Origin of the sequence: Nonomuraea basaltis (genome assembly GCF_005893125.1) — a bacterium.
Classification (GTDB): Bacteria; Actinomycetota; Actinomycetes; order Streptosporangiales; family Streptosporangiaceae; genus Nonomuraea; species Nonomuraea basaltis.
The window spans coordinates 87,389-102,684 of sequence record NZ_VCJS01000009.1 but is presented as its reverse complement, the minus strand read 5'-3'; the positions used below and the strand labels follow the sequence as shown (position 1 = coordinate 102,684).

At 71.9% G+C, this 15,296-nt stretch carries 6 protein-coding genes; 3 read left to right on the top strand and 3 right to left on the bottom strand.

All coding sequences use genetic code 11. From position 1 onward, the window contains the following. Positions 1-60: 60 nt before the first annotated feature. Positions 61-3,294: a condensation domain-containing protein gene (locus tag EJK15_RS06385; protein WP_171074146.1), complete on the top strand. Its 3,234-nt coding sequence runs from the start codon at positions 61-63 to the stop codon at positions 3,292-3,294. Positions 3,295-3,299: 5 nt separating this feature from the next. Next, positions 3,300-5,612, top strand: coding sequence for a lantibiotic dehydratase (locus EJK15_RS06380; protein WP_171074145.1), 2,313 nt, complete (start codon positions 3,300-3,302; stop codon positions 5,610-5,612). A 33-nt stretch (positions 5,613-5,645) separates the two neighbouring features. On the opposite strand, the gene EJK15_RS06375 is transcribed toward EJK15_RS06380, so the two are convergent. From EJK15_RS06375 to vioC, 3 genes are read right to left on the bottom strand one after another with little or no spacing between them, the layout of a single operon-like run. Then, positions 5,646-7,154, bottom strand: coding sequence for an amino acid adenylation domain-containing protein (locus EJK15_RS06375; protein WP_138709423.1), 1,509 nt, complete (start codon positions 7,152-7,154; stop codon positions 5,646-5,648). Next, positions 7,151-13,762 carry a non-ribosomal peptide synthetase gene (locus tag EJK15_RS06370; RefSeq protein WP_171074144.1) on the bottom strand — a complete coding sequence of 2,204 codons (6,612 nt, stop codon included), beginning with the start codon at positions 13,760-13,762 and terminating at the stop codon, positions 7,151-7,153. Before EJK15_RS06370 ends, EJK15_RS06375 begins: the two co-directional genes overlap by 4 nt. A 33-nt stretch (positions 13,763-13,795) precedes the next feature. Further along, positions 13,796-14,824 carry an arginine beta-hydroxylase, Fe(II)/alpha-ketoglutarate-dependent gene (vioC, locus tag EJK15_RS06365; RefSeq protein WP_138709421.1) on the bottom strand — a complete coding sequence of 343 codons (1,029 nt, stop codon included), beginning with the start codon at positions 14,822-14,824 and terminating at the stop codon, positions 13,796-13,798. 246 nt (positions 14,825-15,070) lie between these two features. On the opposite strand from vioC, the gene EJK15_RS06360 reads away from it, so the two are divergent. Continuing rightward, positions 15,071-15,292, top strand: a complete 222-nt coding sequence (locus EJK15_RS06360; RefSeq protein ID WP_138709420.1) for an MbtH family protein — start codon at positions 15,071-15,073, stop codon at positions 15,290-15,292. Positions 15,293-15,296 lie beyond the last annotated feature (4 nt).

The window sequence follows — 15,296 nt, the reverse complement described above, 5'->3', positions numbered from 1 at the left end:
GCTTCCGAAGCTGACACAGGTGCCGGGAGGGAAACCTCCGGCGCACGGTCGAGCCGCCATATGGCGCCGCGCACACCCTACGAGGAGACCATTGTCGCGATCTGGCACGACGTCCTCGGCCGCTCCGATATGAGCGTGTTCGACGACTTCTTCGAGCTGGGCGGCCACTCGCTGCTGGCTCCCAAGGTGGTGGCGCGGATCCGCAAGACACTGGGTGTGCGGATCCCGGTGAAGGACTTCTTCGCCTCACCCACGGTCGCCGCGCTGGCCTCGGCGGTGGCGGCGCGGTCGCCCTCAGAATCCCGCGTCGTCGCGCGGCGGCCCGCGGACGCCGACCCGGTGCTCTCCTTCGACCAGGAGCGGCTGTGGCTGGAGAACGAGCTGCGGCCCGGCACGGCGTACAACGTCCATGGGCGGCGGCGCCTGGTCGGCCCGCTCGACGCCGCAGCCATGGAGGCCAGTGTCCGCGCGATCCTCCTGCGCCACGAGACGCTGCGCACGCGCTTCCCCACGGTGGACGGCCGCCCGATCCAGGTTGTGGACGATCTCGGCGAGGACTGGCGGCTGGACCTCGTGGATCTCACCGCCGCCGGGGGCGACCGCGACGGCGAGGCCCGCCGGCTGGCCGACGAGCAGGCCACCGCCCCCTTCGACCTGGCTCAGGGACCGCTGTTCCGGTGCCTGCTGGTCAAGCTGAGCGACACCGAGCACGTGCTCGCCGTCACTATGCACCACATCGTCTCCGACGCCTGGTCGGTCGGCCTGTTCGTGCGCGAGCTGTCGGCGCTGTACGAGGCGGGCGGCGACGTGGAGAAGGCCGGCCTGCCCGAGCTTCCCGTCCAGTACCGGGACTATGCGGTGTGGCAGCGCGCATCGCTGGCAGGCGAGGCGCTCAAGCGGGAGGTGAGCTACTGGCGGGAGCACCTGGCGGACGCGCCGCCCCCGCTCGCCCTGCCGACCGCCCAGCGCTTCTCGCCGGTCAGGGGAGCGCGGGGCGACCGGGTGCTCTTCGCGATGTCGGAGGAGGAGACGGCCGCGCTGCACGACATGTGCCGCAAGCACGGCGTGTCGACGTTCATGGTGATGCTGGCGAGCCTGGCCACGGTGTTAGGCCGCTGGTCCGGCCAGCGGGACATCGTGATCGGGGTTCCGCTGGCCAGCCGTACCGACGAGGGAACGGACAAGCTGATCGGGTTCTTCGTCAACACGCTGCCCTTCCGCGTGGACCTGTCGGGCGAGCCGACCTTCGCTGATCTGCTGGCGCGGGTGCGCCAGGTCTCGCTGGACGGCTACGCGCATTCCGACGCCCCGTTCGACGTGCTGGTGAAGGAGCTTCAGGTGCCGCGTGACCCGCGGCGCACACCGCTGTTCCAGGTGATCCTGAACGTGATCGGCAGCCCGGAGGCCGAGCGGATCAGCGACGTCGTGGTCGAGCCCGTGGACATGCCCGCGCTGGCCAGCAAGTTCGATCTCACGCTGACCGCGCAGGAGGTGCACGGCGCGCTCCAGGCCAACCTCGAGTTCAACGCCGAGCGTTACCAGACGGCGATGATGCGGACGCTCCTGGACCACCTGCGCGTGTTCCTCCACGCGGTGGTGGAGGACCCCGCCAGAGGCCTGCTGGACTACCCGCTGGAGCCGGTCGAGGATGAGACCGAGACCGGTGATCGGCCCGTGGCCGCGCCGTATCTCGCGGTGGACGGCTTCGCCCAGGGCCGGGACCGGGTCGCGGTGATCGACCGGGACGGTGCACGGAGCTACCGGTGGCTCAGCCACGCCGCCCATCGGGTGGCGGAGGTCCTGGAGCAGCGGTCCGCGGCGCGGATGGAGCACTTCGGAGTCGTGCGGAGGCCGACGGCCGCGTTCGTGGCCGCGGTTCTGGGCTGCGGGAAGGCCGGCGCGACCTTCTCGGTGATCGAGGAGGACGGCCCGGTCCCCGCCCACTACCTCGGGGTCTCCACGGTGGTGGATGTGAACCCGGCCGGCGGGGCCGCCGACGATACCATCGATCTGAGCACGCTGTTCGACGACGTGGAACCGGAACCGAGGCCGGGCGACCCGCCGCCCGAGCCGGGAGGCGACTGGGCGGTCGAGCGCTTCGGCCTGACCGGCGACGACCGGTTCGCGGTCCTGTCACCCCTGCCCCCTCACCTGACCTCGGCGATGTCCAGCGCGTTCCGCGCGGGGGCGGCGCTGATCCTGCCCGAGCACTCCTTCGCCGGTGACATCTCCTCGCTCACCACCTGGCTAAGCGCCAACGGCGTCACGGTCGCCTACCTCACGCCACCGATCCTGCGAGCCCTCGCCGCCACCGGCGACCCGCTCCCTGGGCTGCGGCACGCCTTCCTCGACAACCACGGCACCCTGCTCTCCCACGACGTCGACGCGCTGCGCCGCCTGTCGCCCGGCTGCCACGCCGTCGGCGTCTACCGCGTGGGCCGCGACGGGCGACCCATCGCCGCCTATCCCGTCCCTGACGACTGGCAGGGGCTGACCGCACCCGTGCGCCTTCCCCTCAGCGCCGACCTGGCCGACGGTTTGGCAGAGCTTCGCCACCCCGGCGGGCAGCCCGCCGCCGTCGGAGAGGTCGCCGAACTGTGCTCAGGCTCCCACCACACCGGAGACCTGGCCCGCCGCTGGAGCGACGGCACCCTCGAATTCGTCGGCCGCGTGGGCACGAGCCCGAGCCTCGACCCCATCGAGACGCTGGCCGCGCTGCGCGACGTCCCCGAGATCCGCGACGCGCTCGTGACCGAGCATGTCGCCGCCGACGGCCGCCTCATCCTCCTCGGCTACCTCACCGGTCCCGATCCCGAGCAGGGCACCGCCCGGGTTCGCCAGTACCTGCTGACCCAGCTGCCCGACCGGCTGATCCCCGAGCATCTGTTCATCCTCGACGACCTGCCCCTCACCCCCGACGGCGACTACGACCTCGACGCCCTGCCAGAGCCGGACGCCGACAGCGCCCAAATCGACGACTACGTGGCCCCGCGCACGCCGATCGAGAGCAGGCTGACCACGATCTTCGAGGAGCTCCTCGGCATCGACAGGGTCGGCATCCACGACACCTTCTTCGAGCTGAGCGGCTTCTCCCTGCTGGCCACCCAGCTCGCCTCGCGGATCCGGGAGACGTTCACCATCGAGCTGTCGCTGCGGGAGGTCTTCGGCTCGCCGACCGTGGAGAACCTCGCGCAGCTGATCGTCAGGACCCAGGGAGAGTCGTACGGCGCGGCGGACCTCGAAGCGCTGCTGAACGAAATCGAGTCGGCCGGACTGGAGCGTGACCAACCATGACCGTGGTGCCGGCAACAGATCACCATACGCCGCTGGGTGAGTCGGGGTGGATGGTGTGGCGCGACGCCGCCCTGCGCAGCACGGGATTCCCGGCCGAGTGGTTCGTCGAGATCTGTGACGACAAGCTCGCCAGTGCGGCTGACCTGCTGGACGACGGCGTGCCCGCCACCCGCGACCAGTACGAGAAGGTCTTCGCCGCCGCGGCCGACCGGCTGACCGCCGTTATGCGCAGGGCGGCGCGCGACGCCGCCTTCCGCGAGGCCGTGGCCTGGCAGAACCCGCAGGTCGTCCGGGTCTGCCTGGACAAGGTGGCGGGCGGCGAGCCGCGCAGCCTGCGCGAGGGCCGCCGTCATGAGCTCACCATCACCAGCTACCTGCAGCGCTACAGCCTCAAGAACGACACCGTCGGCTTCTTCGGCCCCCTCGGCTGGGCGCGGATCGGGCCGGAGGACACGGGCGTGTCGGTGGTGCCCGGGCCCGGCCTGCTGGCTCGCCGTACCACCTACTTCGAGGGGTGGGCGATCGACGCGATCGCCGAGACGGTCGCGGCCAGGCGCGAGGTGTGGCCGTGGTTGCGCCCCCGCATGGAGCCGTCGGCGACGCTCACCGGAGGGGTCCTGCGGCTGCCGTTCCGGAAGCCGGCGACGTTGGCGGCCGCCGAGGTGAGCGTGCTGCGGCAGTGTGACGGCCGCCGCACCGTGCGGGACATCGCCGGCGACCCGCTGGATCCGGCGACCGTGGCCACCCTGTTGCGGCTGCGCGAGCGTGGCGCGGTGCGGATCGACCTGGCCGGTCCGCTGGACACCTGGCCTGAGCGGGCGCTGGCGGAGCGGATCGACCTGATCGCCGACACCGCGGTCCGGGCCCAGGCCCGGGCGCCGCTCGACGAGCTGGTCGGCGCGCGCGACGCCGTGTCGGCCGCGGCCGGTGACGCCGAGCGGCTGATGGAGGCGCAGCGGGCGCTGGCGGAGACCTTCGAGCGGATCACCGGCCGCGCGGCCACCCGCCGCTCCGGCAGCGTCTACGCGGGACGCACGCTGGTCTACGAGGACACCGTCCGGGAGGTCGAGGTCCAGCTCGGCCGCCGGGTGACCGACGGCCTGGCCGCGCCGCTCGGGCTGCTGCTGGACAGCGCACGGTGGCTGGCCAACACGGTCGCCGAGCGGTACGAGGCCCGGGCGCGGCAGGTGCTCGACCGGGAGCTGTCCAGGACGGACAGTCGCGAGATGCCCTTCCTGCAGTTGCTGACCTCCGTCATGCCGGAGCTCGGCAAGCTCACGCTGACGCCGGGATCGGAGATCGTCGACGAGGTCGTGGCCGAGCACAGGCAGAAGTGGCGGCGGGTGCTCGATCTGCCCCTGGAGGCGTTCGACGGGACGCGGGAGCACCGGGTGAGCGCCGCGGCGATCGCCGGTCGCGTGGCCCAGGAATTCGCCACGGGAGCGCCGCGCTGGAGCGGCGCGCGATGCTTCTCTCCGGACGTCATGCTGGTCGCCGACGACCAGGCCGCCCTGGACCGCGGCGAGCTCGACTACGTGCTCGGCGAGCTGCACTGCGCGTGCAACACGCTGGAGAACAAGGTCTTCGTCAACCAGCACCCCGACCCCGCCCGGTTGCGCGAGGCCGCGCTGGCCAGCCACCTCGACAAGCGGATGCTGCTCATCCCACGCGCGGACTCGCCGCTGGCCACCACGCGCATGTCGCGGGCCGGCGAGATGATGCTGCCGGGCTACACCTACCTGTGCATCGGCAACGAGTCGATCGAGCCGCCGCCCGGCGCCACCATGGTCTCCGTGCTGGACTTGGTGGCCGGGCGCCGCGGTGACGACCTGGTCGTGCGCCACCGTGCCGGAGGCGGCGAACACACCTTCCTGGAGGCCGTGGGCGACCTGCTGAGTTCGCTGGTCGTCGACGCGTTCCAGCCGTTCGGCGGCGCGCCTCACCGGCCGCGCATCACCATCGACAGCTTGGTCGCCAGCCGCGAGGCGTGGACGTTGCCGGCCGCCAAGCTGGCCTGGGCCTTCGTCAAGGACGAGCGGCTGCGCTACGCGCAGGCCCGCCGCTGGCGGGCGGAGCACGGGATCCCGGAGCGGGGCTTCGTCCGGGTGGCGACAGAGCGCAAGCCGATGGCCGTGGACTTCCGGAGCCTGTCCCTGGTGAACCTGCTCGGCAAGTCGATCCGGCGCACGGCCGAGGCCGGGCCTGGCACGGTCACGATCGCGGAGATGATGCCGGACGTCGACCGCCTCTGGCTGAAGGACGCCAGTGGCGCCCGCTACACCGCCGAGGTGCGGATGATCGCCATCGGCCGGGCGTGACGCGCCTGCCGTGCGCCTCGCTCACAAGCGAGTTCAGGCGTACGGCAGCGCCGCCCGATCGACCTTCCCGGTGGTGGACAGCGGTATGGCAGGCAGCAGCTCGTACCGGGTGGGCACCATGGGCGACGGCAGCACCCGCCCGCATTCCGCCCGCACCAGCTCGGCGTCGAACCCGTCGTCGGCCACCACGCACGCGGCCAGCAGCTCGCCCAAGGCCCGGTCGGTGACCAGCCGCACGACCGCGTCCCGCACGCCGGTGCACCCCCGGAGCACCGCCTCGATCTCGCCCAGTTCGATGCGGATCCCGCGCAACTTCACCTGGCGGTCGGCGCGGCCGAGGTACTGCAGCTCGCCGTCTGGCAGGCGGCGGGCCAGGTCCCCCGACCGGTAGAAGCGCACGCCGCCGCTCGTCACGAACCGCTCGGCCGTCAGCTCCTCCCGGCCCAGATAGCCGACGGCCACGCCGCCGCCCGACACCCACATCTCGCCGACCTCGCCCACCGGCACCTCAGCACCGGACTCGTCGCGCAGCACGATGTCCAGGTGGGGCAGCGGACGGCCGATCGGCGACCTGTTGGAGCCGTGCAGGGCCGCCGCATCGAGCTCCTTGAAGGTGACGTGCACCGTGGTCTCGGTGATGCCGTACATGTTGACGGCGACGGGCCTGGCGCCCTCGGGCAGCGCCGCCAGGAAGGCCGCCGTCACGTCGAGGTCGACTGCGTCCCCGCCGAAGATCAGATAGCGCAGCGGCAACGGCGGCCGCCCGGCGTCGGCGTGCGTCTCCGCCAGCACGCGGAAGACCGGGGGCACCTGGTTCAGCACGCTCACCCGCTCGCGGATCAGCAGCTCCAGGAACTCCTCAGGGTCAACGGCCGTATCGGCGTCCACGACGATAACGGCCGCTCCCGTGGCCAGCGCGCCCCACAGCTCCCACACCGAGAAGTCGAAGTTGATCGAGTGGAAGAGGGCCCACCGGTCGTCGGCCCCGACGGCGAACAGCGGCAGCGCGCCGTCGAGCAGGCTCAGCACGTTCCCGTGCGTGACGACGCAGCCCTTCGGCCGTCCCGTGGAGCCGGAGGTGTAGATCACGTAGGCGAGATCGTCGCGGTTCAGCGCGGGCAGGCCGTCCGCCGGGGCCGGGGCGTGATCCCAGACCGGCACGTGGTTCTGGACGTTCATGCCGGGGTGTTCGCCGGGCTCGCCCACGACATACCTGATCCCGGCCTCGGCCACCATGAGACGCAGGCGATCCGCCGGATACTGCGGATCGAGCGGCACGTACGCGGCCCCGGCCAGCGTGATGCCGAGAACGGCCACCGGGACGTCGGCCGAGCGGCTGACCCGCAGGCCCACCAGCTCGCCGCGGGCGACCCCGCGGCGCACGAGCTCGGCAGCGAGGCTCCGCGCGGCCGTGGCCAGCTCGCCGTAGGTCAGGCTCCGCGTGCCGCAGACCACCGCCGTCCGCTCCGGCTGCCGCGCGCAGACCTCCGTGAACACCTCGGGTAGTGACATCGCGCCCATGAGGCCGCGCCTCCTGATCATCGAGAACCCGATACCGCGCCCGTCTGGTCCAGCAGGTCGTCGACGGAGCGTTTCGGCTGCGCGACGATCGCCCGCAACAACGCCTGGTACCGCTCCAGCAGGCCGCGCACGCTCGCCGCGTCGAACAGGTCGGCGTTGTACTCCAGCAGCACCGTGATGCTCTCGCCGAGCCCGGCGTCGCCGAAGCGCTGTCCCATGTGGGGGACGATCACCGCGTTCAGGTCGAACTTGGCCGAGCGGTTGTGGGCGTTCAGCACCTCGATGCCGACCTCCGGCAGCCGCAGCGTCGGCATCGGCGTGTCGAGGAAGCTGAACATCACCTGGAACAGCGGCGTGTGACTCAGGCTGCGCGCCGGACGCAGATGCTCGACCAGCTTCTCGAACGGCATGTCCTGGTGCGCGTAGGCCTCCAGGCAGGTCTCGCGCACCCGGTTCAGCAGCTCCAGGAACGGCGGGTCGCCGGACAGGTCGACCCGGAGCAGGACGGTGTTGATCATCATGCCGAGCAGGTTCTCCAGCTCGGTCCGCTGCCGGTTGGCGATGCCGCTGCCGACGACGATGTCCTGCTGACGGCTGCGGCCGTACAGCAACATCGTGAACGCGGCGAACATGGTCATGAACAGCGTGGCGTCCTGTTCGCGGCCGAACTCGCGCAGGTCCCGCGCGAGATCGGCGTCGATGACCAGCGTCTCCTCGCCGCCGCTTGAGGTCAGCACCTCGGGCCGGGGGCGGTCGGTCGGCAGCCGCAGCAGGGGCGGCGCGCCGTCGAGCCGCCGGCGCCAGAAGTCCAGCAGGGTCTCCAGCCGCTCGCCCTGGATCGTGGCACGCTGCCACACCGCGAAGTCGGCGTACTGGACGGGCAACTCAGGCAGGCGCGGGTCGCGGCCGGTGGCGTGCGCTTCGTACAGCTCCAGGAAGTCACGCAGGAACACGCCCTGCGCCCACCCGTCGTGGATCATGTGGTGCTCCACGACGACCAGCACGTACTCGTCGATCGCCAGGCGCACGAGCGTGACCCTGAGCAGCGGGCCCTCCTCCAGCTCGAAAGGCTCCTGGCCCGCGGTCAGGATGTGCTCGTGAACCCAGGCGTCGCGCTCGTCCTCGGGCAGCCCGCTCTGGTCGACCAGCGTCACTGGGATGCCGCGCGGCTCGTGGACGTGCTGCACCGGCTCACCGTCGACGTCAGGGAAGGTCGTCCGCAGGATCTCGTGCCGGATCTCCAGGTCGGCCAGCACCCGGGTGAGCGTCTCCAGGTCGACCCTGCCCCGCAGGCGCAGGGCGCGGGGCACGTTGTAGTTGGTGCTCTCCGGCTCCAGCTGCCGCAGGAACCAGATCCGTTCCTGGACGAACGACAGCGGCAGCGGCTGGTTGCGCGGGGCGGGCAGCAGGGGCGCCGACCGGACCCGCGGGGCCCCGCGAAGGCGAGCTGCGAGGGCGGCCAGGGTCGGCGACTCGAACACCGCGCGCAGGGGCAGGTCGAGCCCGAGCGTGTCACCCACCCGGGCGAGCACCTTGGTGGCCAGCAGCGAGTGGCCGCCCAGCGCGAAGAAGTCGTCGTGCCGGTGGATCTCCGGCAGCCCCAGGACCTCGCGCCAGATCTCCGCCAGCGCGTGCTCCTCCGGCGTGCGCGGCGACTCGGCCGGCGCCGTGGACTCCTCCAGCACGGCCTCCGGGTCGGCGGGAGGCAGATCGGTGTAACTGACCTTCCCGTTGACGGTCCGGGGAAGCGCGGGCAGCATGACGTACTGCACCGGCACCATGTATCCGGGCAGGTGGGCGCGCAGGGACGTGCGGAGCTGCTCGGCGGTGCTCGCCACCTCGCCGTCCGGCGTCACGTAGGCCAGCAGGTGCCCGGGACGGCTGTGCCGTACCACTGCGGCGTCGGCGACGGAGGGGAGGCGGCGCAGCGCCGACTCGACCTCCCCCAGCTCGACCCGGTAGCCGTTGAGCTTGACCTGGCGGTCGGCGCGCGCGACGAAGATGAGCGAGCCGTCCGGCAGGTGCCGCACCAGGTCGCCGGTGCGGTACAATCGGCCGCCCGCGGGGCCGAAGGGGTCGGCCACGAACCGCTCGGCGGTCAGGCCCGGGCGGTTCAGGTAGCCGCGGGCCAGCCCGGCCCCGCCGAGGTACAGCTCGCCCACCACGCCGGCGGGTACGGGCTGGCACGCGTCGTCGAGCACGTAGGCGCGCGCGTTGGAGATGGGACGGCCGATGGGCGCCCCTGCGCCCGCGTCGTCGCCGGTCAGCTCGCAGGTCGTCGCGACGATGGTCGCCTCGGTGGGCCCGTAGGTGTTGACCAGCCGCACCCCGGAGCCGACCTTCGCCCGCCAGGTGGCGACCCGTTCCGGCAGCGCGCTCTCCCCGCCGATGATGACGAGCCGGATCGTGCCGGGCAGCGTCGCGGCGCCGCGGTCGAGCGCGAGGACGAGGTCGTGCCAGAAGGCCGTGGGCAGGTCGAGCACGGTCACCTCCGCCGCCGCGCAGGACCGCAGGAACTCGCCAGGGTCGGCCAGCATGCGATCGGTGCGCAGGACCAGGCAGGCGCCACGCGTGAGGCAGGGATAGATCTCCTCCGCGCTCGCGTCGAACCCGATCGAGGCGAACTGCAGCACGCGGTCGCCTGGCCCGATGCCGTACAGCTCCGCGGCGTGCAGCGTGTAGTTGGCGAGGGCCAGGTGCGGCACCTCCACGCCCTTCGGCGCTCCCGTCGAGCCCGAGGTGTAGATGACGTACGCCGCGTCGTCCGGCCCGGCCGACTGCGCCGGGGCAGTGGTGGGCCGGCGCAGGATGGTCGCCCGGTCCGCGTCGAGAAGGATCACCGGCACTCCGGTGTCCGGCACCTTCCCGGCCAGGCCGCGCTCGCTCAGGACGGCGCCGACACCCGCGTCGGCGAAGGCGGCGGCGACGCGCTCGGGCGGATTGAGCGGATCGACGGGGACGTAGGCCGCGCCCGCCTTGAGGACCGCGAGCACGGCCTCGACGACGGCGGGACCGCGGTCCAGGCACACACCGACCCGGTCGTCCCGGCCGATGCCCCGTGTGCGGAGCAGGTGCGCGAGCTGGTTGGCGCGCTCGTCCAGCTCCCGGTAGGACAGGCGCTCGCGGCCCGCCACGACGGCGCTCGCCTCGGGTGTACGGCGGGCCTGTCGCTCGACCAGCCGCGCCACGCTCACGCCGCTGTCCAGGGCGCGTCCAGTGGCGTTCCACTCGTCGAGGACCCGGGCGCGCTCGGCGCCGGTGGCGCGCACCAGCGAGCCGAGCCTCCTGCCGGGGTCGGTGGCGGCGGCGTCGAGCAGAGCCATGAGCCGCTCGACGAACCGCTCCGCCGCCGCGCCGTCCAGCACGTCGCTCCGGAACCGGAGCAGGCCGTGAACGGCGCCGTCGATCTCGGACAGCGACAGCTCGACGTCGAACGCGCTCTCGCGCGGCTCGACCGGCAGCGACTCGGCCAGCAGATCGCCGAAGGGACGCCGGACCCCGCCGTGGCCGAGGAGGACTGCGGGGAACTCCGCAGCGTCGGCCGCGGCCGGCTGGTTGAACACGAACATCGTCTGGAACAACCCGCGGCGCGCGGCGGCGTGCCGCTCGGCGAGCAGCGCGCTGGGCAGGTCCTGATGCTCCAGAGCCCCGATGACCTGGCTCCTGGTCTGCTCCAGCAGGTGACGGAACGTGAGCGAGCCGTCGGCCCTGCTCCGGATCATCACCGGGTTCATGAGGTAGCCGACGATCTCGGCGAAGCCGGGACGGGTGCGGGCGGCCAGCGGGGCGCCCACCACCATGTCGTCCTGCCCGGTGAGCCGGTGCAGCAGCGCCTGGTAGCCGGCCAGCAGCAGCACATGGAGCGTCACGCCCTCCGTTGCCGCGCAGTGCTTGAGCTTGCGGGCCAGCGCTCCGTCGAAACGGAAATGGCGGGCCTGGCCGCGGCTCGACGTGCTGACCGGACTCCCCGGCGTGAGCTCCAGGCGGGGAGCGCCGCCGCCGAGCTGTCGTAGCCAGTAGCGTTCCAGCTCGTGCCCGGCAGTGCTGCTGAGCAGCGCGTCCTGCCAGGCGAGCACGTCAGCGACGCCCGCCCCCGGCGTGGTCAGCCGCGCGGGCGGGCCGCCGGCCTGTCCGGCGTACAGCGCCGCGAGCTCGCGGCCGAGGATCATGGTGGACCAGAAGTCGGTCACGATGTGATGAGCGGTGACCAGCACAACATGCTCGTCGGCCGCGCGCCGGTACAGGTGCAGCCGCACGAGCGGGCCGGAGCCGAGGCCGAACGGGCGGTGGGCGTCGCGCGCCAGGCGCGCCGCGAGCGCCTCGCCGTGGAGCCCGGCCGCGTCGGAGCGGATGAACGCGTGGCGAAGGTCCGGCCGGATCACCTGGACCGGCTCGCCGTCCCTGCTCGTGAAGCTCGCCCGCAGAGCCGGGTGCCGGGAGGCGAGCTCGTCGAAGGCCCGCTCCAGCGCGTCAGGATCGAGCGGGCCGGTCAGCCGGAACGCGCTCACCGTGGTGTGCGCCGTGCTGCCGGGCGCCAGCTGGTGCAGGAACCACAACGTGCGCTGGCCGGGCGTGAGCCGCGTCTCGGCCAGCGGCGCCGTTGCGGGCGTGACGGCGGGCGGCGGGGGCTCGGCTTGCCCGTCCACCTGCTCGGCGATCTGGGCGGCGACGTCGGCCAGGCTCGCTCCGCTGAGGATGTCGGCCAGGGGCAGGCGCACCTGCAGCTCGGTCTCGACCTGCTGCCTGAGCTGCTGGGCTGCGAGCGAGTCCAGCCCGGCGGCGAGCAGGGGCAGGTCCGGCGCGATGTCGTCGGCACGCACGCCGCATATGGCGGCGGTCATGTCGCGCACGTAGCCTGCGACGGTCTCGGCGCGGCGGTCGGCGGGCATGGCGAGCAGGGCCGATCGGGTGGGGGCCGTTGTGCCGTCCGCCTGGTCCGATCCGCTCTCGCCGCGGCCCAGCTCGGCGAGTTCGCCGGACAGGAGCTGCCTGCGGCATTCGCCGCGCCGTACCTTGCCGCTGGTGGTCTTGGGCAGCCCACCGGCAGGGAGCAGGACCACCAGGTCGGCGCGCACCTCGTGCCGCTCGGCGACGCGGTGCCGGATCTCCCGGGCGATCTCGGCGACGTCGAGCTCCCCGGCTTCGCGGACGACCTCCATGACGATCGCCAGCCGCTCCTGTTCCTCCTCCACCACGAAGGCGGCGGCGCAGCCGGGCCGTAACGCGGGGTGGGCCTGCTCGGCGGTGGCCTCAAGATCCTGCGGGTAGTGGTTGCGCCCCCGGATGATGATCAGGTCCTTGAGCCGCCCGGTGACCACGAGCTCGCCGTCACGGAAGAAGCCGAGATCGCCGGTGCGCAGGTAGGGCCCGTCGCCGCCGTCGGCGATCCGCGCCTGGAACACCTCGCGGCTCTCCTCCGGCTGCCTCCAGTAGCCGTCCGCCACGCTCGGGCCGTGAATCCATACCTCGCCCACGTCGCCGGGCGTGCACGGGTGCCGCGTGGACGGGTCGACGATGACGATCCGCTGATCTGCGGCGCCAGGACCGCAGCTGACCAGCCGGTGCCCGGACTGGGCCGGGGCGAAGTTCCCGCTGACGATGAGCGTGGCCTCGGCCAGGCCGTAACAGGGGAAGAAGGACTCCGTCGTGAAACCGGCCGGTGCGAATGCCTCGGCGAAGCGTTCCAGGGTGGAGCGGCGCACGGGCTCGGCGCCGTTGAAGGCCACGCGCCAGGAGCTCAGGTCCAGCTCTTGTCGCTGCCGCGGCGTCGTCTTGCGCACGCACAGGTCGTAGGCGAAGTTCGGGCCGCCGCTGACCGTGACCTCCCTTCGCGACAGCACCTCCAGCCAGCTCAACGGCTGCCGCAGGAAGTCGAGCGGGGACATGAGCCAGACGGGAAACCCGGCGAACAGCGGTTGCAGCAGCCCGCCGATGAGGCCCATGTCGTGATACGGAGGCAGCCAGCTCATGCCGCGGCTGTCGGCCGTGGTGCCGAAGAAGTCGTGGATGAGCCGCGAGTTGTGCAGCAGGTTGCCGTGGGTGAGCATCACCCCCTTCGGCGCGGCTGTGGAGCCCGAGGTGTACTGAAGCACAGCGGTCGCCGAGCCACCCGCCTCCGGCGGGATCCACTCGCCGGCCTCCTCCTCCGGAGCGGAGTCGGTCGCGAGCCAGGCCATCCCGCCGAACGCCGCGGCCCGCTGCGGCAGGTTCTCGGCGAGGGGGAGCAGGGCCGCGATGGTCAGGACCACGGCAGGCCGCGCGTCGGTCACGGTCGTCAGCAGGCGGGGCAGCGTCCGGTCGAAGCGGAGCGGGTCGGGCGGGAACGTGGGGACCGCCACCACGCCGGCGTACAGGCAGCCGAAGAAGGCCGCGAGAAAGTCGGCGCCGGGCGGATAGAGCAGCAGCGCCCGCTCACCCTCGGCGACGCCGGCCGACCTGAGCTGGACCGCGATCGCGCGCGCCCGCCGATCCAGCGCGGCGTAGGTGAGTGGATGCTCGGCTCCGGCGCCGTCGGCCAGGAAGACGTATCCGACACGTTCGGGCTGGTGCGTGGCCCGCCACCGCAGCAACCACGCCAGCGTCCTCACCTCGGCGACGGTGCGAGCGTCGGGAAAGTCGTGTCTGATCACGTCCCAGGTACCTCCGGGCGGCTGTGGCACGGGTCAGTAGATGATGCGGTTGTCGGCCGCCGGCCGCCATGCGCGCGAGCCGCGGAGGTTGCGGGTGACGTTGAGCCGCTTGAGCCACCGGTCCGACCCGTCGTAGCGCGGGCGGAACGACTTGCGTCCGTGCACGGCCCGGAAGTTGTCGATGAACACGCAGTCACCGGGACGGAGGATCACGTCCTTCATGTTCGCCTCGATCTGGTCGCACAACCCCTGGAAGGCCGCCAGCGACCGCTCGGGCCAGCCCTCCGTCCGCATGTGGTACGGGTCGAGCGCCATGTACGGCTTGTCGCGGTCCCCGAAGAGGATCGGCCGCTTCGCCGGGTGGTCGTTCCACGACTGGATGAGCGCGAAGCTCCGCGCCCGCAGGCGGTCGACCGTCGGGTCGCCGGTGGACTGCGTGGCGTTCTGCGGCTGGTGCGAGTTGTCGGGCATCTGGGTGAACTCAGCCTCGAACAACGCCTCCACGTCCACCGCGGACCAGTCGAGATCGGCGGCGTCACACACCATCGTCTCCACCGCGTCCGGGTTCTTCAGGCACATCAGCGCCACGTAGTCGCCACGGCAGGGGTGGAAGGCGTCCTCGGTGTGCCACGACAGGTGCTGCAGGCTGTTGGAGCCGATCTCGTAGTTCTCGTGCCCCTTGATCGGCAGGACGTCGTGCATGATGCGGCCGTCCTGCTGGGTCGCCCAGCCGAACACGTCACCGAGCACCGAGCCGCACAGCAGGAAGAAGACCTCCTGCGCGAAGGCCGGGGAGTTGAACTGGCTGTCCCGCCAGTGCGTGGGAGTGGGCCCGAGCTGCCCCTCGTCGATGTCGAGGCCGGAGATGACGCACAGGGCCGACGGCTCCCCGATGCGGAACTCCTCCAGGAACTCCAGCACGTGGACCGGCAAGGACTGGGCGAGCACCGGCGCCCGCCGGATCAGCTCAAGATTCTCGATCGTGTCGTAGCCCTTGGCGATCTCGGCGAGCATCGGGGACAGCACCGCGTTGTCGTCAGGCGTCAGTGTCAGATGGTGCACCGCACGTTCCCTTCCCCGGGCAGCAGACAGGCGTGTCGATGTCGGGTGATGTCCCGAAGTTTAGGAGCCATCGGCAGCCTGCATTGGTCCCCGTTAGAGGGGACATCCGGCCGTCCCAGCCGTGTTTCAGGCGGGTGCCGGGCCTACTGTCCTCATTTCACGTGACAGTACCGGCGATGCCGATCTCGATAGCTTTGCTGACTAGCCGCACCGTTGTGGACGTCCTGATAAGGAGTGGTTCACGTCATGAACCCGTTTGATGACCCCGATGGCAGCTTCACGGTGCTCGTCAACGACGAGGACCAGCATTCGCTGTGGCCCGCGGCGCTGGACGTCCCGGCCGGGTGGCGGGTCGTGCACGGCGAGGACACGCGGCAGGCATGCCTGGACTATATCGAGGCCAACTGGACAGACCTGCGCCCCCGCAGCGCACGGCGCGAAGCCGTCGCGACCTCCGCCCACGAGTAGTGGC